The organism is Allobosea sp. GW823-FHT02B03, from assembly GCF_058797755.1.
Window position 1 is genome coordinate 356,450 of the sequence record NZ_JBXAJY010000002.1, and the last position, 22,930, is coordinate 379,379.

A 22,930-nucleotide genomic window follows, 5' to 3' on the forward strand; every position below is an offset into this window, starting at 1 on the left:
TGGGCGGTAAATCCGTCTTTCGACCCAAGTTCGAGACCGCTTTTCCGGCTGGTTGCTTGGCAGCCGGTCGGAGCGGGCTCACCGGCGTTTCCCTGATTTGCGCTACGCTTTGATGACGCGGCGGGAAAACCGTGCTTTGGCTGCGGCACTGGAAATTCGGAGGAACACCATGGATCTGGGAATCGCCGGCCGCACCGCCATCGTCTGCGCCTCGAGCAAGGGGCTCGGCCGCGGCTGCGCTCAGGCACTGGCCGAGGCCGGCTGCACCGTCGTCGTCAACGGGCGCGACGCCAAGACCCTGGAAGAAACCGCGAGCGCGATCCGCGCCAGCACCGGCGCGACGGTCATCGCGGTCGTCGCCGACGTCTCGACCAAGGCCGGCCAGGACGCGCTGCTCGCCGCATCGCCGCAAGTCGACATCCTCGTCAACAACAATGGCGGCCCGCCGCCGAAGCCCTTCCGCGAGGTGACGCGCGAGGCCCTGCTCGAAGGCGTCGCGCAGAACATGGCAACGCCGCTCGAGCTGACCCAGCGCGTGGTCGACGGCATGATCGAGCGCGGCTTCGGCCGCATCGTCAACATCACCTCGGCCAGCGTGCTGACGCCGCTGACCGGGCTCGACGTTTCCTCCGCCGCCCGCGCCGGCCTGACCGCCTTCCTCGCCGGCGTGGCGCGCGAGGTCGCCCATGCCAACGTCACCATCAACAACATCCTGCCGGGCGTCTTCGCCACCGACCGCCTGACCACCTCGACCAAGCGCGTCGCGGCGATGAAGGGCATTTCGGAAGAGGAAGTGATGAAGCTGCGCCGCGCCGAGATCCCGGCGGGCCGTTTCGGCGAGGCCGAGGAGTTCGGCAAGCTCTGCGCCTTCCTCGCCAGCGTCCATGCCGGCTACATCACCGGCCAGAACTTCCTGATGGATGGCGGTTCGTTCCGGGCCAACTTCTGACGCGACAAGGACGGGCCGGCGCGCGCCTCGCCGCCGGCCCGTTCACCCAAACTGCCGGACCGCCATGACCATCGCCTATCGAAAAGCCGTTCCCGACGACACGCAGGACTGCATCGTCCTGCGCGGCCTGACGCGCGAGAACGCCTTCTCGGCCGCGGAACTGGCGGAGCGCGGCATCACGCTGGAGAGCTGGCGCGACGCCATCGCCGATGGCAGCCTGCCCGGCCATGTTGCGACCGAAGACGGCAAGATCGTCGGCTACTGCTTCGGCCATAGCGACAGCGGCGAGATCGCCGTCCTCGCTCTGCTGCCGAACCAGGAAGGCAAGGGCATTGGCAAGAAACTGCTCTCGCTGATGGTCGAGGATCTCCGGCAACACGGCTTCGAGCGGCTGTTCCTCGGCTGCTCGGCCCATCCTGAGGTCCGCTCCTACGGCTTCTACCGGCATCTCGGCTGGCGCTCGACCGGCAGCTTCGACGAGGCCGGCGACGAGGTGCTCGAATACGCGCTTCGTTGAAGCCGCCTGCGGGGAAATGCGCCTTGCCGATGGCCGTCGCGTCCCGCGCCCTGCCGGTCGGCCCTGCAAGATCGACGCTTTGAACGACTCCAGCCTCGTGGTCTAAGGAGGTGGTCCTCTACAAGACTCCTCCCCCCACGCCCCGAACTTCGCTTTGTCCCCTCTCCTCGGCATCAGCTTCAAGCTGCTCTCGGCTTTGTCCTTCACGCTGATGTCGGCGGCGATCAAACTGCTCGCCGCGCGCTATCCGACGGGCGAGCTGGTGTTCTTCCGCTCCTTCTTCGCCCTGATCCCGCTGGTGATCTGGCTTTCCTGGCGCAGCGAGTTTCCGAGCGCCCTGAAGACGAGCAATCTGCGCGGCCATATGAAGCGCGGCATCATCGGCTCGACCGGCATGTTCCTCGGCTTCGCCGCCCTGCACCTGCTGCCGCTCTCGGATGCTGTCGCGATCGGCTACGCCGCCCCGCTGATCCTGGTGGCGTTGGCAGCACTGATCCTGAAGGAGAAGGTCCGGGTCTATCGCTGGACCGCCGTCTGCATCGGCTTCCTCGGCGTGCTCTTGATGCTATCCCCCCATATGAAACCGGATGCGTTCGCGCAGGGCCTGTCGGGAGCCCCGGCCATCGGGGCGCTGCTGGCGCTCGGCGGCGCCTTCTGCTCCGCCTTCGCCTCGGTCGAGGTGCGCATGCTCACCCGCACCGAGAAGACCGGCGCCATCGTCTTCTACTTCATGTCGCTGACCTCGCTGCTCGGCCTGCTGACCATTTTCCTCGGCTGGACCATGCCGAACTGGCAGGAATTCCTGCTCCTGGTGACCATCGGCGTGCTCGGCGGGCTCGGCCAGATCCTGCTGGTCCAGGCCTATCGCTATGGCGATGCCTCGCTGGTCGCGCCCTTCGAGTATTCGACGATGATCTGGGCGACCGCACTCGGCTGGTTCGTCTTCGGCGAGTGGCCGGCGTCGGCGGTCGTCGCCGGTTCGCTGATCGTCATCGCCTCGGGGATCTACGTGATCCTGCGCGAGAAGCAGCTCGGCCTGCTGAAGCGCGAAACCCGCGAAGTCGGCCCCTCGCGCTCCACCTGAAGCGCAAGCCTTTGCTTGCCGCTTGGAGCAATCCGAGGCATTGTCCGCCAATACAAACGATCGTTCGCTTTCCCAAACGAGCGGTGAAGCGATGAGGCAAGGACTCCATGGGCATCGAAACCAGAGAACGTGGCGGCCGCGAGATGGAATCCGGCGCGCAGGTGATCTCCGGTCAGCTCGGCAAGACGATCCAGCGGCTGCGCAAGGCCTATAATCTCTCGCTCTCGGAACTCGCCGAGCAGTCCGGCGTCGCCAAGTCGATCATCAGCCAGATCGAGCGCAACGAGACCAATCCGACGCTCGCGACGATCTGGCGTCTGTCGCAGGCGCTCGACGTCTCGATCGAGCGGGTGCTCTCCTCGAACGAGGAAGAGGCCTTCATCGAGAAGATCGCCCGCCCGGACACCCCGATCCTGGTCTCGGAGGACGGTAAGCTCCGGCTCGCCATCATCGGCTGGATCAAGACCGTCGAATGGCTGCAATGGTACGAGGTCAGCGCCGAGCCCGGCGGCGAGCTCGATTCCGAAGGCCATCAGCGCGGCTCGATCGAATCCCTCTCGGTCAGCGCAGGCGAGTTCGAGGTCGAGGTCGGCGGCGTCACCCAGCGCGCCAAGGCCGGCGAGACCCTGCGCTATCGCTGCGACCGCCAGCATGTCGTGCGCTGCGTCGGCGACAAGCCCGGCACCGCCCTGATGGTGTGCATCCTCAAGGCGGCGGTGATGGACTGAGCGCGGACCGCCGCGCCCTAGCAGGCCACCTGCCCGACCCCAGCTTGCCTCGCCAGAGCGACGCGTATTGCGGCGCCACGCGATGGATCACGGCCAGCGAAGCAGCGATTTCGTTGAGTTATGAGGCTTTCTCACATGCTCTCGTCAGCCGCTTCGGCTCGCCTGACGCTGCTCGCCGCGCTGGCCCTGCCGATGACCCTGGCTCCGCCGCGCATCGACGCCGCAGAAACCAGAACCTTCAAGGCACAGGACGGAAGCTACAGCTTCGAATACCCGCTGGAATTCTCCTTGGATCATCTCTTCGCGGATGGGACAGGCGATGTAGCGGGCGTCAAGGCTTCTTCGCCGGCCAATGGTGATGTGCGCATCACCTTCCTGGGACCCCGCGATGCCGGCGAACTCCAGGAGGTGAGCGAGCGGACGCGTCAGTCGATTGCCGACGCCTTCACTAAGGCAATCGCGGTTCGTCCCTCGATCGAGCTCAAGTCAGCAATCATGACGGCCCTGCTCGGCCAGCCGGCCGTCGACATGGTCTTCTCCAACGGACGTCCGCCTTTCAGCAAGGAGCGTCCGCAGATCAAGCGCTATGCTTTCACGGTGATCGGCGAAAAGGCCTATAATTTCGAGTGCATCTATCGTGCAGACAAGGCCGAGCAATTCGCACCGGCCTGCGATCTGGCCGTTTCAACCGTCAGATTGCTCGATCCCGCGAAGGCAGGCGCCCCTGCAAGCACCGGTGAAGACAAGGCGGTTGCAGGATCTGCAGACGGCTGCACCAGGCTGGAACTTAACCGGCGCGCCGGGCTGGTCAGGGACATGACGTCCGACATGCTGATGAAGAACCAATCCCCCGCGACGATCGAACGGCTGAGGAAGGCCCATGCGGCGATGCAGGCGGTTGACGAACGGGCGGCCGACAAACCGTCCGAACGGGACTGCAAGGACATCGACGCCATTGGCGCGTCTCTGAAATAGCGCCGGGCTGACGGGAAAGGCGCTTCGGCCCCGTTCCTCAGCCGCCCGCCGCGGGCTTTGGCGGTCGCGGCGGTCCCTGCACCGCCGGCAACGACTTCAGGTACTCGGCCATCGCCAGCCGGTCGGCTTCCGGAAGCTGCGCGGTATTGCGCACCACCGCCGCCATCGAGCCGCCGACGCTGTCGAACTCCGGGGTGAAGCCCGATTTCAGCAGTTCCGCGATCTCGGACTTGGACCATTTGCCGAGCCCGTCCTCGGACTGCGTGATGTTCGGCACCCAGCCCTTGCCTTCCGGGTCCGGCCCGCCGGCATAACGCGTCGCCTGGACGATCGCGCCGAGGCTGTTACGGGCGGAATGGCACTCGGCGCAATGGCCGGGTCCCTGCACCAGATAGGCGCCGCGGTTCCATTCATCGCTCTTCGTGGGATCGGGCTTGAACGGCGCGCCATCGAAGAAGAGCAGCTTCCAGCCGCCGACCATGCGGCGGATGTTGAACGGGAAGGGCAGCTCATGCGGCGGCGCCCTGCCCTCGACCGCCGGCAGGGTGCGGATATAGGCCAGCAGATCGGCCAGCGCCTTCGGCGTCATCAGCCGGTAGGAGGTGTAGGGAAAGGACGGATAGAGGTGCTGCCCCGCCGGCGAAACGCCGGCCGCCATCGCCTGGATGAAATCGGCCGTGCCCCAGTTGCCGATGCCGTCGCGCGTATGCGGCGAGATGTTCGGGACGTGGAACTTGCCGAAGGGCGAGCCGAGCTCGAGCCCGCCGCCGAGCCGCGTCTTGTCGTCCTGGCCCGGCGTCGCATGGCAGGAGGCACAGCCGCCCGCGGCGAAGAGCAGCTTGCCGTTCTCGACATCCGGCTGCGGCAGCGTGCCGATCTCGGGCCCCGGCGAGACCACCCGTGGATCGGTGAGAACGAAGAAGCCGGCGATGCCCGCCAGGGCGAAGACGAGGAGGGTTATCAGCAGGCGGCGCATCGGTTCCTCATCTGTGGCCCATTATGTCCAGGGCAGTTTCGGCCAAGAACGCGCTGCCGAAAAGCCCGTGGGACAAAGAGGCCGCCAGATCCCATCGAAAACGCCGTCATTCCGGCCTCGCCGAAGCGGCGCGCCGGAATGGCGGGTGAAGGGATCTGGTGGCCTGTTCGGCTCACTTCTTGATGCGGTAGACCTCGTGGCAGCTGCCGCAATTCTTGGTGGCGTCGCCGAAGGCCGCGCGGAAGGAAGCCAGATCTGTCGCGCCGGCGCCCTTGGCCGCATCGGCTTCGAACTTGGCGAAGGCGGTCTTGAAGCCGGCCTGGTCTTCCCAGACCTTGGGGGCGGCCGTGGTCTCGCCGCCGGTCTTGGAGCTGTCCGGGAACAGGGCCGGGACCTTCTTGGCCGCGTCGCTGTAGACCTTGAAGATGCCCTGCACCTTGGCGGCATCGAACGGCGCCTCGCCCTTGGCGATGGCCGCACCTTCGCGGGTCGCGGCGCCGACGCTCTTCATCGCGTCCTTGCGCTCTGCGATCGGGTTCGACTGAGCGACGACGGCAGAGACGCCGATGGCGAGGCCAAGGGCGACGAGAGCGGTACGGATCATACGCGATATCCTCTGGAAGGCTGGCGCCGGGACCGGCGCTGTTTGGAACGCTTCCAGATCAACCGATGATCATGACGACGCCAAGTCCCTTTTTTGTGAAGTCGTTTGCGCTGATGCAAATCGGATCTTGCATCAGCCTCCGTAGCCGGCCGCCCGCAGCGCCCCGAACACCTTGACCGGCGTCGCCGGCATGTCGATCGCCTTGATGCCGGCCGCCCGGTTCAGCGCGTCGACCATGGCGTTCATCACCGCCGGGCAGGCGCCGATCGCGCCGGCCTCTCCCGCCCCCTTCACGCCGAGGGCGTTGGTCACGCAAGGCACGTTGCGCGTCTCGAAATGGAAGTTCGGGATGTCGACGGCGCGCGGCAGGGCATAGTCCATGAAGGTCGCGGTCAGCATCTGGCCGGACGAGTCGAAGCGGATCTCCTCCATCAGCGCCTGGCCGATGCCCTGGGCCGCACCGCCATGGACCTGGCCCTGCAGCATGACCGGATTCAGCGTCACGCCGAAATCGTCGACCACGACATAGTTCACGATCTCGGTGCCGCCGGTCGCCGGGTCGACCTCGAGCTCGACCACATGGGTGCCGTTCGGATAGGTCGCCTCAGGCGGCGTCCAGCTCTGGTTGACGCTGAGCAGATCCGCCTTGGCGCCGGGCAGGTTGGCGATCGCCTTGAGGTCGAGCTTCTTGTCGGTGCCGACGATGCGCACGGCCCCGTCGACGATCTCGAGATCGCCGGTGCTGGTCTCCAACGCCTCGGAAGCAAGGTTCTTGAGATTGTCGGCGAGCATGCCCGTCGCCGCGTTGAGCGCCGCACCGCCGACCGGGATCGAGCGCGAGCCGCCTGTGCCCGCGCCGGTCGCGACCCGGTCGGTGTCGCCCTGGATGACGCGGATGCGGTCCATCGGAATGTCGAGATGCTGGGCGACGAGCTGCGAATAGGCGGTCTCGTGGCCCTGGCCGTTCGACTGCGTGCCGATCAGCACGGTGACGGTGCCGTCCTTCTCCAGGATCACGGTCGAGCTTTCCGGCCCGCCGCCGCCGCAGGCCTCGATATAGCAGGCGAGCCCGATGCCGCGGATCTTGCCGGCCTTCTGGGAGGCCTTCAGGCGGCTCTTGAAGCCTTTCCAGTCCGCCACCTCCATGGCGCGGCGCATATGGCCTTCGAACTCGCCTGAATCGTAGACCGGGCCGGTCTGGGTCCTGTGCGGCATCTCGCTCGGCTTGACGAAATTGAGCGCCCGCACCGCGTCCGGCGTCTTGCCGGTCTCGCGGGCGATCGCATCGACCAGCCGCTCGATCAGATAGGCCGCCTCCGGCCGCCCGGCGCCGCGATAGGCGTCGACCGGCGTCGTGTTGGTGAAGACGCCGCGGAAGCGAACATGCACGGCCGGAATGTTGTAGCAGCCCGGCGTCATCGTCGTGCCCACCCAGGGGATGAAGGGCCCATACTGCGAGAGATAGGCGCCCATCTCGGCGGCGAGATCGACCTTGAGGCCGATGAACTTGCCGCGCTTGTCGAGCGCCATCGTCGCCGTCGTCAGATTGGCGCGGCCATGGGTGTCGGCGAGGAAATGCTCGGTCCGGTCGGCGACCCAGCGCACCGGCCGCTTCAGCTTCTCGGCCGCGACCATGGTCAGCGGGTATTCGCGGTACATGAAGATCTTGGTGCCGAAGCCGCCGCCGACATCGGGGGTGATCACCCGGATGCGGGACTGGGGAACCTTGAGGATGTAGTCGGCGAGGATCTCGCGCGTGCCGTGGCTGCCCTGGCTGCCGAGCGTCAGCGTCCAGCGCTTCGTCGCCTTGTCGTATTCGGCGATGCAGGCGCGTGTCTCCATGTAGTTGGAGGCGAGCCGGTTGTTGACGATCGTCACCGAGACCGTGCGGTCGGCCTTGGCGAAGGCCTTCTCGGTCTTCGCCCGATCGCCCTGCTCGGCCTCGAAGGCGACATTGCCGGCACGGCCCGGCCAGACCTGCGGCGCATCCGGCTCGAGCGATGCGGCGATGCCGGTGGTCGAGGGCAGCGTCTCGAACGCGATCTCGATCGCCTCGGCAGCATTCCGCGCCTGGTCTAGCGTGTCGGCAACGATGAAGGCGATGGCTTCGCCGACATGGCGCACCGTGTCGACCGGCAGAACCGGAACCGGGTTGGGCTGCACGTCCTCGCCGGAGATTTCCTTGATCAGTCCCTTGCAGGGGATGTCGCCGAGATGGGCGACGTCCTCGCCGGTCAGGATCAGCTTGACGCCCTTGAGCGTCAGCGCCGCCTGCTTGTCGACGATCCTGAACGTCGCGTGCGCATGCGGCGAGCGCAGCACATAGGCGTGCAGCGCGCCCTCGACGGCGGTGTCGTCGGTATAGCGGCCCGTACCGGTGGTCAGGCGCTGATCCTCGACCCGGCGAACCGGCTGGCCTACTCCGAACTTCATGGGTCGCATGGCGGTGTCCTCGGAATTATTCGAAGTCGAGTCTGGAACAGGGCCGGCTTTCAGTCAGCCCCCGGCCGGAGGCCTTCCGCATTGCACGCAGCGCAGTCCGGTCGCGCCCTTGCGGGGAAGACCGGCCCTGCCTCGTCAGCGTGCCATCCGCACTGCGGTATCGGCGAGCGAAACCATCGTATTATAGTTGGTGATCAGCCAGTTGGCGTCATTGGCCGCGCCCTTGCGGACATCGCCCTTGGACTTGCCGAGCTTCTCGCGGAAGTCCCTGACCTTGCCGAGCCAGGAGCTCGCCTGCGATTCGATGAAGGGCACGCCCTTGGGCTCGCGCTCCTTGAAATTGTCCATCTCGCGCACCGCCGCCGCATAGCCGGCTACCGCCACGTCGAACGCCTTGAGATCGACGATCGGGCTTTCGTTGCTCGGCATCAGGTCGACGATGGCGCGGGCGTTGATCATGATGTTGCGCACCTGCCAGCGCGCCGACTTGCCTTCGCGCGCCTCGACCGCCGCCAGCTCCTTGGCGTCGAGATCGCGCTTGAAGACGCGCATCTGCGCATCGAGCGTCGCCCGCTCCTGCAGGAAGGCCTTGGCCGCGGGAACCATCTGCTCGTGCAGCTTGCGGCCTTCCGCGGCGCCGTCGTCGCGATAGTCCTTGCGTTCGTAATAGCGCTCGGCCCGGGTGATCAGCGGCGCCAGCGCCTGGTAGGCCGCGATATAGCGCCGGATCGTCTGGTCGATCTCGGGCAGCGCCGGCTCGCGCACCGTCGCCTGCTCGGCTGCGGCGATCTCGCTGTTGACGTCGTAGAGGCTGTAGAGCCCATAGGTGATGTAGCGTTCCTTGCCGGTCGGGCCCTTCTTCATGTCGACCCAGCTCGCATAGCGCTCCCAGGACTGGTTGGCGCGCAGCGTCCGGTTCATCAGGGCCGTGTAGGCATTGGATTTCGAGATCGCGGCCTGGAGACCGGCATCGCCCGCCGGGGTCGCGGCCGGAGCGGCGGCGCCCTGGGCCAGGGCGGATGCGGGCGCAAGGGCCATCAACCCGGGCGTCGTCAATGCGAGCGCCAGGGCGGCGGAGCGAAGGTAGGCTTTAGGCGGCATTCTGCGTTCCTGATCGTGCCGGCCGGCATCGCAGCCGGCGGAGATTGAACTCACTCTGGTCCAGAGGGCGGCTCAGCGCTCGACCGGCTCGCCATGCATGACCCAGTCCTTGAAGCCGCCAATATAATGGCTGTCGACGTCGAGGCCAGCCGATTGGGCGAACTCCATGGCGCGCAGCGAGCGCACCCCGGCCGCGCAGGAGAGGACGAGGCGTTTGCCGGGCTCGTTCGGCAGGTCGGCCGGGTTGAACTGCGAGAGCGGGCGCGACACCGAGCCCGGAATGTGGCCGGCCGCGAATTCATGCGGCTCGCGCACGTCAACGATCAGGATCGAACCCGCGGCGAGACCCGCCTTGATGTCGTCGATGTCGAGGTCGTTCACGATCATGCCCGTCGCTCCGGCAGCCTAGTTCAGGAGCTTCACCAGATAGAGGCTCAGGGCCGGAAATGCCACGCAGATGCCAAGGCGAATAATGTCGGAAGCGACAAAGGGTAAGACGCCGCGATAGATTCGGGTGATCGGCACGTCGCGCGCCAGCGAAGCGACGACGAAGACGTTGAGGCCGATCGGCGGGCAGGTCATGCCGATGCCGACGACGATCAGGACGAGGATGCCGAACCAGATCGCAATGTCGTCGGTCGGCATGCCGAAATCGAGCGCCGTGACGATCGGGAAGAAGACCGGCAGCGTGAGCAGGATCATGGCGAGCTCGTCCATGACGCCGCCGAGCACGATGTAGAACAGCAAGAGCCCGACCAGCACCGTATAGGGCTGCCAGCCCGAGGCCGCGATCATCTCGGCCGCCGCGGTCGGCACCTGCGTCAGGGCAAGGAAGGCGTTGAAGACCTCGGCGCCGAGCAGGATCGCGAAGATCATCGCCGAGGTCTCGGCGGTCTGGATGATCGCCTGCTTGATGCCCTCGAGGCCGAGCGTGCGGCGGAACAGGCCGATCGCCAGCATGATGAAGGCTCCGACCGAAGCGCCCTCGGTAGGGGTGAAGACGCCGCCATAGATGCCGCCGACCACGATCACCGCGACCGTCAGCGCCGGGATGACGCCGACAAGCAGCGGCCAGCGTTCGCGCCAGGGCGTGCGCTCATGCGCCGGGCCGAGCGTGCCGTCGCGCCGCGTCATGATCCAGATGGTCAGGCAGTAGAACGCCGTCGCCATGAGCCCGGGGATCAGCGCCGCCTGGAAAAGCTTGGCGATGTTCTGCTCGGTCGAGATCGCATAAACGACGAGGATGACCGAGGGCGGGATCAAAATGCCCAATGTGCCGCCGACCGCGGTGACGCCGCAGGCGAAGCCGGGATCGTAGCGATAGCCGCGCAATTGCGGCAGCGCCGCGCGGGCGAAGGTCGCGGTGGTCGCGACCGAGGAGCCGCAGATTGCGCCGAAGCCGGTGCAGGCGCCGATCATGGCCATGCCGAGGCCCCCGCGGCGATGCCCGATGAAGGCCGAGGCCGCCTTGAACAGGTCGCCGGCCAGCCCCGAGCGCTCGGCGAAGGCGCCCATCAGCACGAAGAGCGGGATCACCGACAGCGTATAATTGGCGAAGATCTGGTAGGGCGTCGTGCGGATATAGTTCAGGAACGGGTCGAGCCCGTTGAGCTGGACATAGCCGGCGCTGCCGACGACCAGCATGGCAAGCCCGATCGGCAGGCGCAGCGCCATCAGCGCCAGCATCACGCCGAAGCCGGTGAGAGCGAGAGAAAAGCCGCTCATCGCGGCTGCCTCAGGAGCCGGCTCGCACTGACGAAGGCGGCGACAGCGACGAAGCCCGCGAGCACGGCGCAGACCGCGATCGGCAGATAGCTCGGCAGCTGCAGCACCATGGTGTTCTCGCCGCTGGCGAAAGCCGAGCGCGCGCCGACGCCGAGCCGCCAGGCGATCAGCGCCATGGCGAGCCCGTAGACCACGTCCCAGAGCGCATCGAGCCCATCGCGCCAACGCTGCGGCAGTTTCAGCGTGAACGTGTCGACGAAGATGTTGCCGCGTTTGAGCTGACACAGCGGCAGGAAGCAGAAGGCGGCGACCGCCGTCGCCATCTGCACCAGCTCAAAATCGCCGGGGACGCCGGCCCCGCCGACGAGATCGCTGCGCAAGGTGACGCTGACCACGACCATGGTCGCCAGCGCGACCAGAAGCGCCCCACCGATGAGCGCCACGGCCTCCGCCACCGCGTCGATCCGCGATGGCGGCCTATCGCCCACCCCGTCCGCCATGCGTCAGGTCAGGCCGCGTTCTGATGCTTGGCGAGCGCGGCGCGGGCGGCGGCGAGCAGCTTGTCGCCGTCGAGCCCCTTGTCCTTCGCGGTCTTCAGCCAGCCCTCGATCACCGGCTCGGTGGTCTTGCGCCAGCGCGCCGCCTCCGCCTCCTCGAGCGTGATGATGTTGTTGCCGCGCTTCTTCACCATCTCGGCGACGACGACGGCCTGCTCGTCCCAGACCTTGCCGGCCATGGCGGCTGCGGCGGCGCCGGCGTTCTTGTCGATGATCGCCTTCAGATCGGGGGCGAGCCCGTCGTACTTGGCGCGGTTCATCGCGAGCACGAAGGTCGCGACATAGAAGGTCGGCGAGCCCGGGATCTCGGTGTGGTTCTTGACCAGCTCCTGCACCTTGATCGAGGGCACCACCTCCCAGGGCACGACGCAGCCGTCGATGACGCGCTGGGCGAGCGATTCCGGCACCTGCGGGATCGGCATGCCGATGGCATTGGCGCCGAGCGCGCGCAGCGCCTCGCCGGCGAGACGGGTCGGAAAGCGCAGTTTCAGACCCTTCAGGTCCTCCATCGTCTTCACCGGCTTGTTGGCATGGATCAGCCCGTGATCATGCGCCCAGAAGCAGATCGGCTTGATGTCCTTGAACTCGTCCTTGAGGTTCTGCTCGGCATAGTCGGTCAGCGCCAGCGAGTTCACCAAGGCGCGCTTGTTCGCGACGAAGGGCAGCTCGAACGCCTCGATGCCGGTGAAGCGGCCGGGCGTGTTGCCGGGCAGGGTCCAGACGATGTCGACGACGCCGTCGCGCGCCTGGTCGAAGAGCTGCGGCGGCGTGCCGCCAAGCTGCATGGACGGAAAGATGTCGATCTTGATGCGGCCGTTCGAATCGGCCCCGACCTTGTCGGCCCAGGGCTTGAGGAATTTGGCATGCCCGTTCGAAACCGGTGGCAGGAAGTGGTGCATGCGCAGCGTCACTTCCTGGGCGTTCGCCCTGGTGGCGCGCAGCACGGCCGGCGCGGCCACGGCCGAACCGGCCAGCGTCAAGAACTTGCGACGGTCAAAATTCATCGGTCCCCTCCCCGGGATCGCGCTCGTTTCGTCTGCCCCTCGCGGGGCTTTTCCGCGCCCATGCCGGCCGCGTGCCCCGTCTCGTCCTGTCACATGACGGCCAAAGCCAAGACGAAGCAAGCCCGGTTCCACCAGGAACCGGGCTTGCCCGACGAATTGGCTATACCGCTGCTCAAGCCTGCGGCGGGATGCGCAGCACCCAACCCGGCATGATCAGGTCGGGATCCTTGACCGGCGGCGTATTGGCCTTGACGATCTCGGTGTACTTCGCGCCCTGGCCCTTGCCGTAGTGCACCTCGGCGATTTTCCAGAGCGTGTCGCCCTTCTTGACCGTGTAGAACACGGCGGCGGGCGCCTCCTTGTTGACGATCAGCTCGGATTCGACCGAGGCGACGCCTGTCGTGTTGCCGAGCGCCAGGATGATCTTCTCGGCCTCCTCGGTCGAGACGGCGTTGCCGCTGACCTTGACCTTGTCGCCCTCGACCTTGACCTCGACGCCGGCCGGCAGGCCATGGCTCGCGAGCTCCTTCTGCAGCTCCTCGGAGGTCGCCGCCTTGGCAGGGCTAGACCCAAAAATCTTCGATCCGGCTTCCTTGATGAAACTGAACAGACCCATGGGGCGTCCTCCTGTGGCTGGATGCCCATCAAGCCTCCTCAGCGTCACAAGTTCAAGACGGAACTCGCGACACCCCGATCCGGCCGGGCAAGCGCTTCCGCACGGCGCCGAAGACTGGCAGAAGCATCAGGGCCGACAGACCGGCCGCGGAGCGCGCTCGCCGTTGCGGGCTCTCCGTCCAATGGGGATATCGTTATGACCATGCTCACTCTCGATCAGGCCCGCACGATCGTCGACGGCGCGCTGAAGCATGCGCGCGAGCAAGGCTTCAAGCCGCTCGCCATCGCCGTGCTCGACGCCCGCGGCGCCCAGAAGCTCTTCGTCGCCCAGGATGGCACCAGCCTGAAGCGCGGCGAGATCGCGCTCGGCAAGGCCAATGGCGCGATAGCGCTCGGCGTCGGGCCGCGCACCCTCAACAAGATGGCGCTGGAGCGTCCGCACTTCATCAACGGTGCCTCGCTCGCCATCGGCGGCTCGCTCGTCCCGGTCCCCGGCGGCGCCCTGATCCGCGATACGGACGGCATCCTGCTCGGCGTCATCGGCATCTCCGGCGACACCTCCGATAATGACGAGGCCGCGGCGCTGGCCGGCATCGCAGCAGCCGGGCTGCTCGGCGACACCGGGGCCTGAGCCGCGCCGCCCCCGCGGCGGTGAGCCATGCAGCAATGCGGCGGCCCGGCTACGGCGTGTCGCATTGCGTTGCGGCGGATTTTGCGGCAACGGAAGGCGCCCGAGGCGAGGGCGCGCCTCCTCAGCCTCTACAGGATTGCATCATGACCGCCGCGACCGCCAACGAGAACCTGCCCGCCAGCGAGATCATCGAGACCGATGCGCTGATCATCGGCGCCGGCCCCTGCGGCCTGTTCACCGTGTTCGAGCTCGGCCTGCTCGACATCAAGGCACATCTCGTCGACATCCTGCCGAAGGTCGGCGGGCAGTGCGCGGAGCTCTACCCCGAGAAGCCGATCTACGACATTCCCGGCTTCCCGCTCGTCACCGGCCAGCAGCTGGTCGACAATCTGATGGAGCAGATCCGGCCGTTCGGGCCGACCTTCCATCTCAACCAGATGATCGAGGCGGTCGAGGTGCTGGGCACGCCGGAAGCCCCGCGCTTCCGGCTGCGCACCGACGCCGGCACGGTCTTCGACGCCAGGACCGTGCTGATCGCCGCCGGCGGCGGCTCCTTCCTGCCGAAGAAGCCGCCGATCCCCGGCATCGAGGCCTATGAGAACCGCAGCGACGGCAGCGGCGTGTACTACGCGGTGCGCAAGATGGAGATGTTCCGCGACCGCGAGATCCTGATCGTCGGCGGCGGCGATTCGGCCCTCGACTGGACGCTGAACCTGCAGCCGCTCGCCAAGCGCGTCACGCTGATGCACCGCCGCGACGATTTCCGCGCCGCGCCGCATTCGGTCGAGCAGATGCGCTCCCTCGTCGCGTCGGGTGCCATGGACCTGAAGATCGGCCAGATCACCGGCCTGCGCGGCGAAGGCGCGAACCTCGAGGCCGCGATCTGCCGCGACAATGCCAATGCCAGCTTCGAGGTTTCCTGCGATACGCTCCTGCCCTTCTTCGGCCTGACCATGAAGCTCGGGCCGATCGCCGATTGGGGCCTGAACCTCCACGAGAACCTGATCCCGGTCGACACCGAGAAGTTCGAGACCAACGTCCCCGGCATCTTCGCCGTCGGCGACATCAACAGCTATCCGGGCAAGCTGAAGCTGATCCTGTCCGGCTTCCACGAGGCGGCGCTCGCCGCCCAGAAGGTCCACCGCTACGTCTATCCGGAGAAGCGGCTGACCTTCCAGTACACGACCTCGTCGAGCTCGCTGCAGAAGAAGCTCGGCGTCGCCTGAGGACCGCTTGGCGGCGGAGCCGGCAGCGCCGGCTTCACGCCGTCCGAGGACCGGCCAGCCCGAGTTCGCGGCTGGTGACCACGTGCCTGAAATGGTGGCGCCAGAGCCGGACGCCGAGTTCGCCCGAGCGATCAAGCGAGGAGCCGACGGTCAGATCGCTGATCAGCGTCGGCATAAGCCCGGCATCGAACAGCGCGAAGCCTGCGGCGAGCACGCAGGTATCGGTCTGGATGCCGCAGACCAAGACGCGCTCCGGCTTTACTCCCTTCAGATAAGCGAGCGTCTCGGGCGGCGGTCCATAGCCGTGCTTCACATGAACCTGGTCGGCCGCGATCAGGCTGTCATCGTCAGGCGCCGGGACCCAGCCGAGCTGGCGCCGGAACGGCGTGACGGACTCGTCATGGCGTTCGACCGTGGCGACCGAAGGCATGGTCCCGATCAGCCTGCCGATCCCCTCGACCAGCCATTGCGGCGGGTCGAAACCAGGCTGCACGTCGATGATCAGGAGCGCCTGTCGCATGGCGGTTCTTAGCGGCAGGCGAGGAGGAAGGCCAGTTTCCGGCCGCTGCCGCGCGGGCGGCCGGATGGTGCGCCTAGTGCGCCGATGACGAGGCGGTGAGATCGGGCGACGGACGAACCGGCTTGCGCGGCGGCGTCGGCACGCTCGCGGGCGTCACGGGCACGGTTTCCGGCGCCTGCTCGGCCACCGCACTCTCTTCCTCCGGCTCGCTGACACGGTCGCGCAATTCGGCGATCGCGCCCTCCAGCGGCCTGAAGACGAAGCGGACCTTGTGCTTGCCGGCCGGAACCTTGACCGCTCGGAACAGGACATTGGCCTTGAGGATCTCGACTTCGGTACCGTCGAGCTCGGCCCGCCACCACGGGTGCCAGATATCGTTGAGGACGACGAAGCCTGCCTGCGCGCTCTCGACCTCGATCTCGACCTCGGTATTGCCATAGCGCTTGAGCTTGACCTCGCCCTGGGCGCGGCTCGGCCCCTCCGTCACGCCCTCGCCGGGCTCGCTGTCGAGCAGGACGACCCGCTGCGGATCGGCCTCCGGCCATTTGCCGGCGGTCTTCATCCCCTCGAAATCGGCAAGCTGCCAGCCGCCGACGAACTGCACGCGCGGCAAGGCGCGCGGGTTCTCGTAGATGAAGCCGTCCTTGGTATAGGCGACGAGCTTGAGATCGCCCGGCAGCAGCGTCCGGTCGACCTGGCCGATCGGCACGCGCGTGGCGATGTAGCGCAGGCCGAGGAAATCGGCGAGGCGGCAGCGATAGGACGGAAACAGCGGCGTGAACACGCGCTGGTCCGGCCCGGCGATCGAATCGCGCGTCCCGACCGCGTCCGAGAAATCGGCCAGCCGCAGCGGGTTGTAGCCCAGCGTATGGTCGAAGCCGTGGATCATTCCGGCATTGGGCCATTCGAAGCCGAGGCCGAGCAGCTCGACCCGGTCGCGCCGCGGCGAGTCGGCGGGCTGCGCGGTCAGCCGCTTGAGCACGGCGACCGTCTCGTTCTTCGTGTCCGGCCGCAGCACGTCGTAGAGTTCGGGCGCCAGCGCCGTCGACTCGTTCGGGCCGTTGTTGAAGGCAAGATCGGCGCCCACCGCAGCCGTGACGATCAGGCACGCTGCCAGCGGGCCGATCGCCGCGCGCCATCTCGTCAGCGAAAAGACGATCGCCGCCGCGAGCGCGAACCAGAGGCCAGCGACGGCGCTCGGCCACCAGGCATCGCCGAGATGCCCCTCGCGCTGCGCGACCAGCAGCGCGCCGCCGATCAGGCCGGCAAGCACCAGCGCCGCGATGCCGAGATCGCGCCAGGGGGCCGTCGCCTTCTCCTCGGTCAGCAGGCGATGCAGGAGGTAGCCCGAGAGCACGGCGCCGAGAGCACCGATCAGGAAGGTCGCATCCGCCGGCCGCCGGAACGCCTTGACGCCGGGCAGATACTCATAGGCGAGGTGGAAGAACGGCGTGTAGCGCCCGAGCGAGAACAGCACCATCATCACGAACAGGATGGTGAAAGGCCGGATCGCCCTGTCCCAGAGCCAGCCGCGGCTGATTCCGGGCGCGATCAGCAGCAGGAAGGGCAGCGCCCCCGCATAGACCTGCCCCATGTTCTGCGACAGGAACAGCTCCTTGGCGTCCCATTGCGGGCTGTAGGGTCCCCAGAAGTCGACGGCCGGGTCGCTGGCGCCGAACAGGTCGCCGATGAAGGCGGTCAGCAGCGAGGCCGGGTGCAGCGAGCCCCTGCCCGCCTCGACGAAATCGACGGCCGGGCGCGTCGTCGCCTCGGCGAACAGCCAGGTCCAGAGCAGCGGCACGGCAATGGTCGCGACGCCTGCCACGGAAGCCGCGGCGATCGGCCCGAGGCTGGCGCGGAAACCGGCCTTACCCTCGGCGATCCAGTAGGAAACCACCATGCCGACGAGGACATAGGCGCCGAGCAGTGCGACCTGGTCGGGGTCGAGCACCATCATCCCGGAAGCCAGCCCCGCGAGGAAACCGTAGAGCAGCGAGGAACGCTGCAGCATGCGCGCCGTCAGCCAGAAGGCGAGCGCGAAGAAGGCGAGGCTCGAGATCTGCCCGACATGCTGGACGCGCCAGGCCGCCGAGGCGCCGAAGGCGAAGACCAGCGCCGCGAGCACGCCAGCCGCCGGATGCCAGCCGCGATCGCGGAAGAACATCAGCAGGGCGAGCCCGCCGACCAGAAGATGCGCCAGCACATAGGCGTCGACCGCGCGGAAGCTCGGCGAAGGGTTGATCAGCGCCAGCAGGATCGCCGGTGAGAAGATCAGCGATTGCGGATCGGCGATCTGCGGCGAACCGCCGAAGACGTTATGCGTCCAGAACGGTGACTGGCCGGAATGCAGGGCCTGGGCGAGGAACTGGATCTGCGCCTGGAAATGCGCCTTGGCGTCGAACGGAATCGTCACCGCCCCCGACAGCCAGGGCCAGCACAGCAGCGCCCAGGCGCAAAGGAACAGCACGGCCGCCAGCCTGTAGCTGACGCCCTTCGTCGATGCGTGGTCCAAGCGGACCCCCCGGTCCCAGGGCGTGCCCACCTCCCGTTTGCCGGGGGTTGTTCACGCCGATTTGATCAGGCAGCCAAAATGCGGCCCGCGACGTGAACCGAAACTGAATGAAACCGGTGCGCCGTTCAGATTCGTACGGCAGCGTCAACGCGCCGCTACCGAGGCCGCGGAATCTCGCCTGCGACCTTGCCAGGCGTGTCCGACCGAAAAGTCCCAAAGCCCTCATCCTGAGGAGCCATTCCGTGAGGAATGGCGTCTCGAAGGATGGTCCAGGAGGCTCCGGAGACCGTCGGACCATCCTTCGAGACGCGCCAGCGGCGCTCCTCAGGATGAGGGCTTCAGGACATTCGAGCTTGGTCATCCCGGACGCAGCGAAGCGGAGATCCGGGATCCATTCCGGAGCCTTGCCGCTAGAGGTTCAGGCATGGGTCCCGGGTCTCCCTTCGGTCGCCCGGGACGACCCGTGCCTACTCGCGCGACAACCGGGACGGCGCTCAGCGCTTCTGCGCTACCCAGCCGGCGAGTTGGCGCCGCTCGTCCACCGTCATGCCCGAGAGATTGTTCGGCGGCATGGCGTGGGTCATCACCGCCTGCACGCCGATCGCATGGCGCTGGCGAGCGATCAGCTCCGGCTCGTGCAGATAGACGCCCTTCGGAGCGATCTGGATGCCGGGCCAGGACGGCTCCGGCGCATGGCACATGGCGCAGCGCCCGGTGACGATGTTGGCGACCTCGGCCGGCGGCGGCGCCAGCCCCGCCAGCATGATCGGCTTGGCTGCCGGCAACGGCTTCAGGCCGAGCCGCTCGCGCCCGCCGGGCGAGGAGGCCATCGCCACCCAGAAGGCGAGCCAGAGCGCCAGTGCCGCCACCGCCCAGGTCCACCAGGGCGATTTCGCGTGGTCGGCATGGCGGACATTGTAGAAGTGCCGGATCAGCGCGCCGGCGACGATCACCAGCGCAACCAGGACCGGGATCACCGCCGAATTGGCGTAGGTCACCGGGTAGTGGTTCGCCAGCATCAGGAACAGCACCGGCAAAGTGATGTAGTTGTTGTGCAGCGAGCGCTGCTTGGCCTGCTTGCCGTATTTCGGATCGGGGGTCTCGCCGGCCACCATCGCGGCGATGGTCTTGCGCTGGTTCGGCATGATCACGAAGAAGACGTTGGCCGACATGATCGTCGCCATCAGCGCGCCGGTGTGGATCAGCGCCCCCCTCCCTGAGAAGACACTGGAGAAGGCCCAGCTCGCAGCGATGACATAGCCGAACCCCAGCAGCCCGAGCACGACGTCGTTCCTGCCCAGCGGCGACCTGCAGAGCAGGTCGTAGAACAGCCAGCCGCCGGCCAGGGCCGCGATGCCGATCGCACCCGCCGCGAAGGGGGAGAGCGCCATCACCGCCGGGTCGATCAGATAGAGTTCCGACTGGGCGTAATAGACCCAGACCAGCAGGAAGAAGCCGGAGATCCAGGTCCAGTAGGCCTGCCATTTGTGCCAGGTGAGCTCCTTCGGCAGCACCTCCGGCGCGACCAGATATTTGCGCATCGCGTAGAAGCCGCCGCCATGCACCTGCCAGGCCAGGAACTGCGTCGGCTGGCCGGCCGCGTTCACCGGCGCATCGGGCGCCGCCCTGAGCGAAGCATCGAGATGGATGAAGAAGAAGGACGAGCCGATCCAGGCGATGGCCGCGATGGCATGCAGCCAGCGCAGCAGCATGCCGCCCCATTCCATGAGATAGGCCTCAAGCATGCGGCGTCTCCGCGAAGGCGCCTCGGCGCGCGAATTGACAGGGCAGATTCGGGGATGGAACTTGCATGCGGCTTCCAGACTAGGTTCGGCCTTTTCCGGAACGCAAGCATCATTCCGGCCGCGCCAGCGCGGCTCCACCGGCGAAAGGACAAGGCATGGGGCGGCTGTCGACGCATGTGCTCGACACGGTCAATGGCAGGCCGGCGGCAGGGGTGCGCATCACGCTGGACTGGATCGCGCCGGACGGCTCGCGCAACCGCGTCCTGGAAACGCAGACCAATGCCGACGGCCGCACCGACGCGCCGCTGCTGACCGGCACGCTGACCGCCGGCAGCTACGAGCTGACCTTCCGCATCGGCGACTATTTCCGAGGCCTCGGCACGACGCTCCCCGAGCCGGCTTTCCTCGACCATGTGCCGATCCGCTTTTCCATCGCCGAGCCCGAGGGGCACTACCATGTGCCGCTTCTCGCCTCGCCCTGGAGCTACTCGACCTATCGCGGCAGCTGAAGCGAAACCAACCGGTTTTCAAAGCCTTACGCGCCGCTCCTGAATCACCGCCGCACGGACTTGAATCATCCTATGAGCCCTTCCCTCTATCCGCGCGACCTTGTCGGCTATGGCCGCACCCCGCCGCATCCGCATTGGCCGGGCGAGGCGCGGATCGCGGTACAGTTCGTGATCAACTACGAGGAGGGCGGCGAGAACTGCACACTGCACGGCGATGCCGCTTCCGAGGCCTTCCTCTCCGAGATCGTCGGCGCGGCGCCCTGGCCCGGCCAGCGCCACATGAACATGGAGTCGATCTACGAATACGGCTCGCGCGCCGGCTACTGGCGGCTCTGGCGGATGTTCACTGAGCGGAAGATGCCGGTCACCGTCTTCGCCGTCGCCTCGGCGCTGCAGCGCTATCCCGAGATCGTCGCCTCGATGCAGGAGGCCGGCTGGGAGATCGCGACGCATGGCTTGAAATGGATCGACTATCGCGATGCGCCCGCCGAGACCGAGCGCGCCCATATCGAGGAAGCGATCCGTATCCAGACCGAGCTCGCCGGGACACGCCCGCTCGGCTGCTATCAGGGCCGCACCTCGGTCAACACCATTCCCCTGACGATGGAGGAAGGCGGCTTCCTCTACACCGCCGACGTCTATGCCGACGAGCTGCCCTACTGGCTGCAAGGCCCGCATGGCCCGCAGCTCGCCGTGCCCTACACGCTCGACGCCAACGACATGCGCTTTGCGACGCCGCAGGGCTTCAACAGCGGCGACCAGTTTTTCGCCTATCTCAAGGATTCGTTCGACACGCTCTATGCCGAGGGCGAGACCGCTCCGAAGATGATGTCGGTCGGCCTGCATTGCCGCCTCGTCGGCCGGCCCGGCCGCGCTGCCGCGCTCGCCCGCTTCCTCGATTATGTCCAGAGCCATGACAGGGTCTGGGTCGCGACGAGGCTCGACATCGCGCGCCATTGGGTGAGGCAGCATCCGCCCGCGGGCGGCTACCGGCCTTCCGCGGTGCCCAAGGCGCTGTTCGTCGAGGTCTTCGGCCGCATCTGGGAGCATTCGCCCTGGATCGCCGAGGCAACCCATGATGCCGGGCTCGGGCAGCAACATGACGGCGCCGAGGCGCTGCACCGGGCGATGGTCGCGGTGATGCGCGCTGCCCCGCGCGAGCGGCAGAAGGCGCTGCTGCTCGCTCATCCCGACCTCGCCGGCAAGATCGCGGCAGCGGGCGAGCTGACGCCGGAATCGGCCGGGGAACAGGGCTCGGCCGGGCTCGACCGGCTGACCTCGGATGAGCGCGCCCGCTTCACCGCGCTGAACGAAGCCTACAAGGCACGCTTCGGTATCCCCTTCATCCTCGCCGTGAAGGGCCTGACCAAGGCGGACATCCTCGCCGCCTTCGAGGCGCGCCTGAAGAGCACGCCGGAGCATGAGTTCGAGACGGCCCTCGCCCAGGTCGAGAAGATCGCCTTGCTCAGGCTGAAGGAGCTGCTGCCGGCCAGCTAGAACGCGCTGCGGTCTTTCCGGGGCAGGTCACAGGTCTGAGCCCGGCCCCCATGAACACCGCCCTTTCCGTCATGGTCGGGCTTGTCCCGACCATCCACGCCTTCGCTGGTCGAGACCAGTGTTCAAGGCGTGAATGCTCGCCGCAAGGGCGATCATGACGAGCTGGAGCAGCGTCGTGGCATGGCTTCCGGCACTCCGCTTCGCTGCAGCCGGAATGACGGCGAGGCGAAACCGCTACAGCCCGCTGACCAGATGCCCGCCATCGGCGGCGGCGACCGCCCCGGTCATGTAGCGGGCGGCATCCGAGCAGAGCAGCAGGAACGGCCCGTCCAGATCCTCCAGCTCGCCCGCCCGGCGCATCGGGATGCGCTTCTTCAGCGCCTCGCCGGCCTCGCTTGAGAAAAACTCACGGTTGATGTCGGTGACGATGTAGCCGGGCGCCAGCGCATTGACCCTGATCGCATGGCGCGCCCATTCCAGCGCCAGCGCCTTGGTCATCTGGATCAGCCCGGCCTTCGAAATCGCATAGGGCGCGACCCTGCCGGCGACACGCTCACCGAGGATCGAGGCTATATTGACTATGGCGCCGCCAACCCCCTGATCCACCATGATCTTCGCCGCCGCCTGCGCCGCGAAGAAGCAGCCTTTCAGGTTGACGTCGAGCTGGGCGTCCCATTGCGCCTCGCTCACCGAAAGCGCCTGCTCGGTCTCGCCGACGCCGGCATTGTTGACGAGCACATCGAGCCCGCCGAGCAGGCCGGCAGCCTCAGCAATACCGCTCTCGATCGCCGCGACCGAGCCGACATCGAGCGAAACCGGCACGATCTTGCCGGGCAGGCCGGCCGCAGCCTGCGCCAGTGCCGCGAGCCGGTCGGTGCGCCGCGCCGCGGCAGCGACATGGGCGCCGCGTTCCGCCAGCAGCCGGGCGAAATGCGCTCCCAGTCCGGACGAGGCGCCGGTCACCAACACGCGCTTTCCCTTGAGATCCTCGAACACCGCCACCCCCCGTCGCA

Annotated in this window: 22 protein-coding genes; 9 read left to right on the forward strand and 13 right to left on the reverse strand. The window is 67.1% G+C overall.

Translation table 11 applies throughout. The features are described from left to right. Positions 1-169 precede the first annotated feature (169 nt). The 5 genes from AC1REK_RS06565 (at position 170) to AC1REK_RS06585 (ending at position 4,253) form a co-directional block, all read left to right on the forward strand. On the forward strand, positions 170-949 hold the full coding sequence (locus tag AC1REK_RS06565; RefSeq protein ID WP_492268630.1) for an SDR family oxidoreductase: 780 nt from the start codon (positions 170-172) through the stop codon (positions 947-949). Positions 950-1,013: 64 nt separating this feature from the next. Continuing rightward, positions 1,014-1,466, forward strand: coding sequence for a GNAT family N-acetyltransferase (locus tag AC1REK_RS06570; RefSeq protein WP_492268629.1), 453 nt, complete (start codon positions 1,014-1,016; stop codon positions 1,464-1,466). 154 nt (positions 1,467-1,620) lie between these two features. Further along, complete coding sequence (locus AC1REK_RS06575) at positions 1,621-2,550, forward strand: DMT family transporter (protein ID WP_492268628.1); 930 nt, start codon at positions 1,621-1,623, stop codon at positions 2,548-2,550. A 107-nt stretch (positions 2,551-2,657) separates the two neighbouring features. Further along, positions 2,658-3,278: a helix-turn-helix domain-containing protein gene (locus AC1REK_RS06580; protein WP_066472225.1), complete on the forward strand. Its 621-nt coding sequence runs from the start codon at positions 2,658-2,660 to the stop codon at positions 3,276-3,278. A gap of 135 nt (positions 3,279-3,413) precedes the next feature. Then, positions 3,414-4,253, forward strand: coding sequence for a hypothetical protein (locus tag AC1REK_RS06585; RefSeq protein ID WP_492268627.1), 840 nt, complete (start codon positions 3,414-3,416; stop codon positions 4,251-4,253). A gap of 37 nt (positions 4,254-4,290) precedes the next feature. On the opposite strand, the gene AC1REK_RS06590 is transcribed toward AC1REK_RS06585, so the two are convergent. The 9 genes from AC1REK_RS06590 to lysM all read right to left on the reverse strand — a co-directional run bounded on the left by AC1REK_RS06590 (position 4,291) and on the right by lysM (position 13,278). Then, positions 4,291-5,229, reverse strand: a complete 939-nt coding sequence (locus AC1REK_RS06590) for a cytochrome c (protein WP_066472221.1) — start codon at positions 5,227-5,229, stop codon at positions 4,291-4,293. 172 nt (positions 5,230-5,401) lie between these two features. Further along, the gene (locus AC1REK_RS06595; RefSeq protein WP_327520695.1) at positions 5,402-5,833 is read right to left on the reverse strand and encodes a c-type cytochrome; all 432 of its coding nucleotides are present in this window, start codon (positions 5,831-5,833) and stop codon (positions 5,402-5,404) included. Between the two features lie 132 nt (positions 5,834-5,965). Continuing rightward, the gene (locus tag AC1REK_RS06600) at positions 5,966-8,275 is read right to left on the reverse strand and encodes a xanthine dehydrogenase family protein molybdopterin-binding subunit (RefSeq protein ID WP_492268626.1); all 2,310 of its coding nucleotides are present in this window, start codon (positions 8,273-8,275) and stop codon (positions 5,966-5,968) included. Positions 8,276-8,410: 135 nt separating this feature from the next. Next, positions 8,411-9,376 (reverse strand): YiiG family protein, encoded by a 966-nt coding sequence (locus AC1REK_RS06605; protein ID WP_492268625.1) that lies wholly within the window; start codon positions 9,374-9,376, stop codon positions 8,411-8,413. Positions 9,377-9,448: 72 nt separating this feature from the next. Then, on the reverse strand, positions 9,449-9,763 hold the full coding sequence (locus AC1REK_RS06610) for a rhodanese-like domain-containing protein (RefSeq protein ID WP_316017538.1): 315 nt from the start codon (positions 9,761-9,763) through the stop codon (positions 9,449-9,451). An 18-nt stretch (positions 9,764-9,781) separates the two neighbouring features. Further along, positions 9,782-11,101 (reverse strand): TRAP transporter large permease, encoded by a 1,320-nt coding sequence (locus AC1REK_RS06615; RefSeq protein WP_316017537.1) that lies wholly within the window; start codon positions 11,099-11,101, stop codon positions 9,782-9,784. After that, positions 11,098-11,601 (reverse strand): TRAP transporter small permease, encoded by a 504-nt coding sequence (locus AC1REK_RS06620; protein ID WP_492268624.1) that lies wholly within the window; start codon positions 11,599-11,601, stop codon positions 11,098-11,100. The genes AC1REK_RS06615 and AC1REK_RS06620 overlap by 4 nt, the downstream gene beginning before the upstream one ends. A gap of 8 nt (positions 11,602-11,609) precedes the next feature. Next, complete coding sequence (locus AC1REK_RS06625) at positions 11,610-12,662, reverse strand: TRAP transporter substrate-binding protein (RefSeq protein WP_327520701.1); 1,053 nt, start codon at positions 12,660-12,662, stop codon at positions 11,610-11,612. Between the two features lie 172 nt (positions 12,663-12,834). Beyond that, a complete protein-coding gene (lysM, locus tag AC1REK_RS06630; protein WP_066472202.1) occupies positions 12,835-13,278 on the reverse strand; it encodes a peptidoglycan-binding protein LysM in 444 nt (147 codons plus the stop codon). A 195-nt stretch (positions 13,279-13,473) separates the two neighbouring features. Here lysM and AC1REK_RS06635 point away from each other — a divergent pair, with 195 nt between their 5' ends. Then, on the forward strand, positions 13,474-13,908 hold the full coding sequence (locus AC1REK_RS06635; protein ID WP_492268623.1) for a GlcG/HbpS family heme-binding protein: 435 nt from the start codon (positions 13,474-13,476) through the stop codon (positions 13,906-13,908). A 143-nt stretch (positions 13,909-14,051) separates the two neighbouring features. Further along, on the forward strand, positions 14,052-15,134 hold the full coding sequence (locus AC1REK_RS06640; RefSeq protein WP_316017533.1) for an NAD(P)/FAD-dependent oxidoreductase: 1,083 nt from the start codon (positions 14,052-14,054) through the stop codon (positions 15,132-15,134). A 34-nt stretch (positions 15,135-15,168) separates the two neighbouring features. Here the strand turns inward: AC1REK_RS06640 and AC1REK_RS06645 are convergent, their stop codons facing one another. From AC1REK_RS06645 to AC1REK_RS06655, 3 genes are all read right to left on the reverse strand, one after another. Continuing rightward, the gene (locus AC1REK_RS06645) at positions 15,169-15,654 is read right to left on the reverse strand and encodes an isochorismatase family protein (RefSeq protein ID WP_492268622.1); all 486 of its coding nucleotides are present in this window, start codon (positions 15,652-15,654) and stop codon (positions 15,169-15,171) included. A 73-nt stretch (positions 15,655-15,727) separates the two neighbouring features. Beyond that, complete coding sequence (locus AC1REK_RS06650) at positions 15,728-18,166, reverse strand: hypothetical protein (RefSeq protein ID WP_492268621.1); 2,439 nt, start codon at positions 18,164-18,166, stop codon at positions 15,728-15,730. Positions 18,167-18,660: 494 nt separating this feature from the next. Further along, positions 18,661-19,911: a urate hydroxylase PuuD gene (locus AC1REK_RS06655; protein WP_492268620.1), complete on the reverse strand. Its 1,251-nt coding sequence runs from the start codon at positions 19,909-19,911 to the stop codon at positions 18,661-18,663. A 155-nt stretch (positions 19,912-20,066) separates the two neighbouring features. Between AC1REK_RS06655 and uraH the strand changes: the two genes are divergently transcribed. Then, complete coding sequence (gene uraH / locus AC1REK_RS06660; protein ID WP_316017529.1) at positions 20,067-20,420, forward strand: hydroxyisourate hydrolase; 354 nt, start codon at positions 20,067-20,069, stop codon at positions 20,418-20,420. A 72-nt stretch (positions 20,421-20,492) separates the two neighbouring features. Continuing rightward, positions 20,493-21,917, forward strand: a complete 1,425-nt coding sequence (puuE, locus tag AC1REK_RS06665; RefSeq protein ID WP_492268619.1) for an allantoinase PuuE — start codon at positions 20,493-20,495, stop codon at positions 21,915-21,917. Between the two features lie 234 nt (positions 21,918-22,151). On the opposite strand, the gene AC1REK_RS06670 is transcribed toward puuE, so the two are convergent. Further along, the gene (locus AC1REK_RS06670) at positions 22,152-22,913 is read right to left on the reverse strand and encodes an SDR family NAD(P)-dependent oxidoreductase (RefSeq protein WP_492268618.1); all 762 of its coding nucleotides are present in this window, start codon (positions 22,911-22,913) and stop codon (positions 22,152-22,154) included. Positions 22,914-22,930 lie beyond the last annotated feature (17 nt).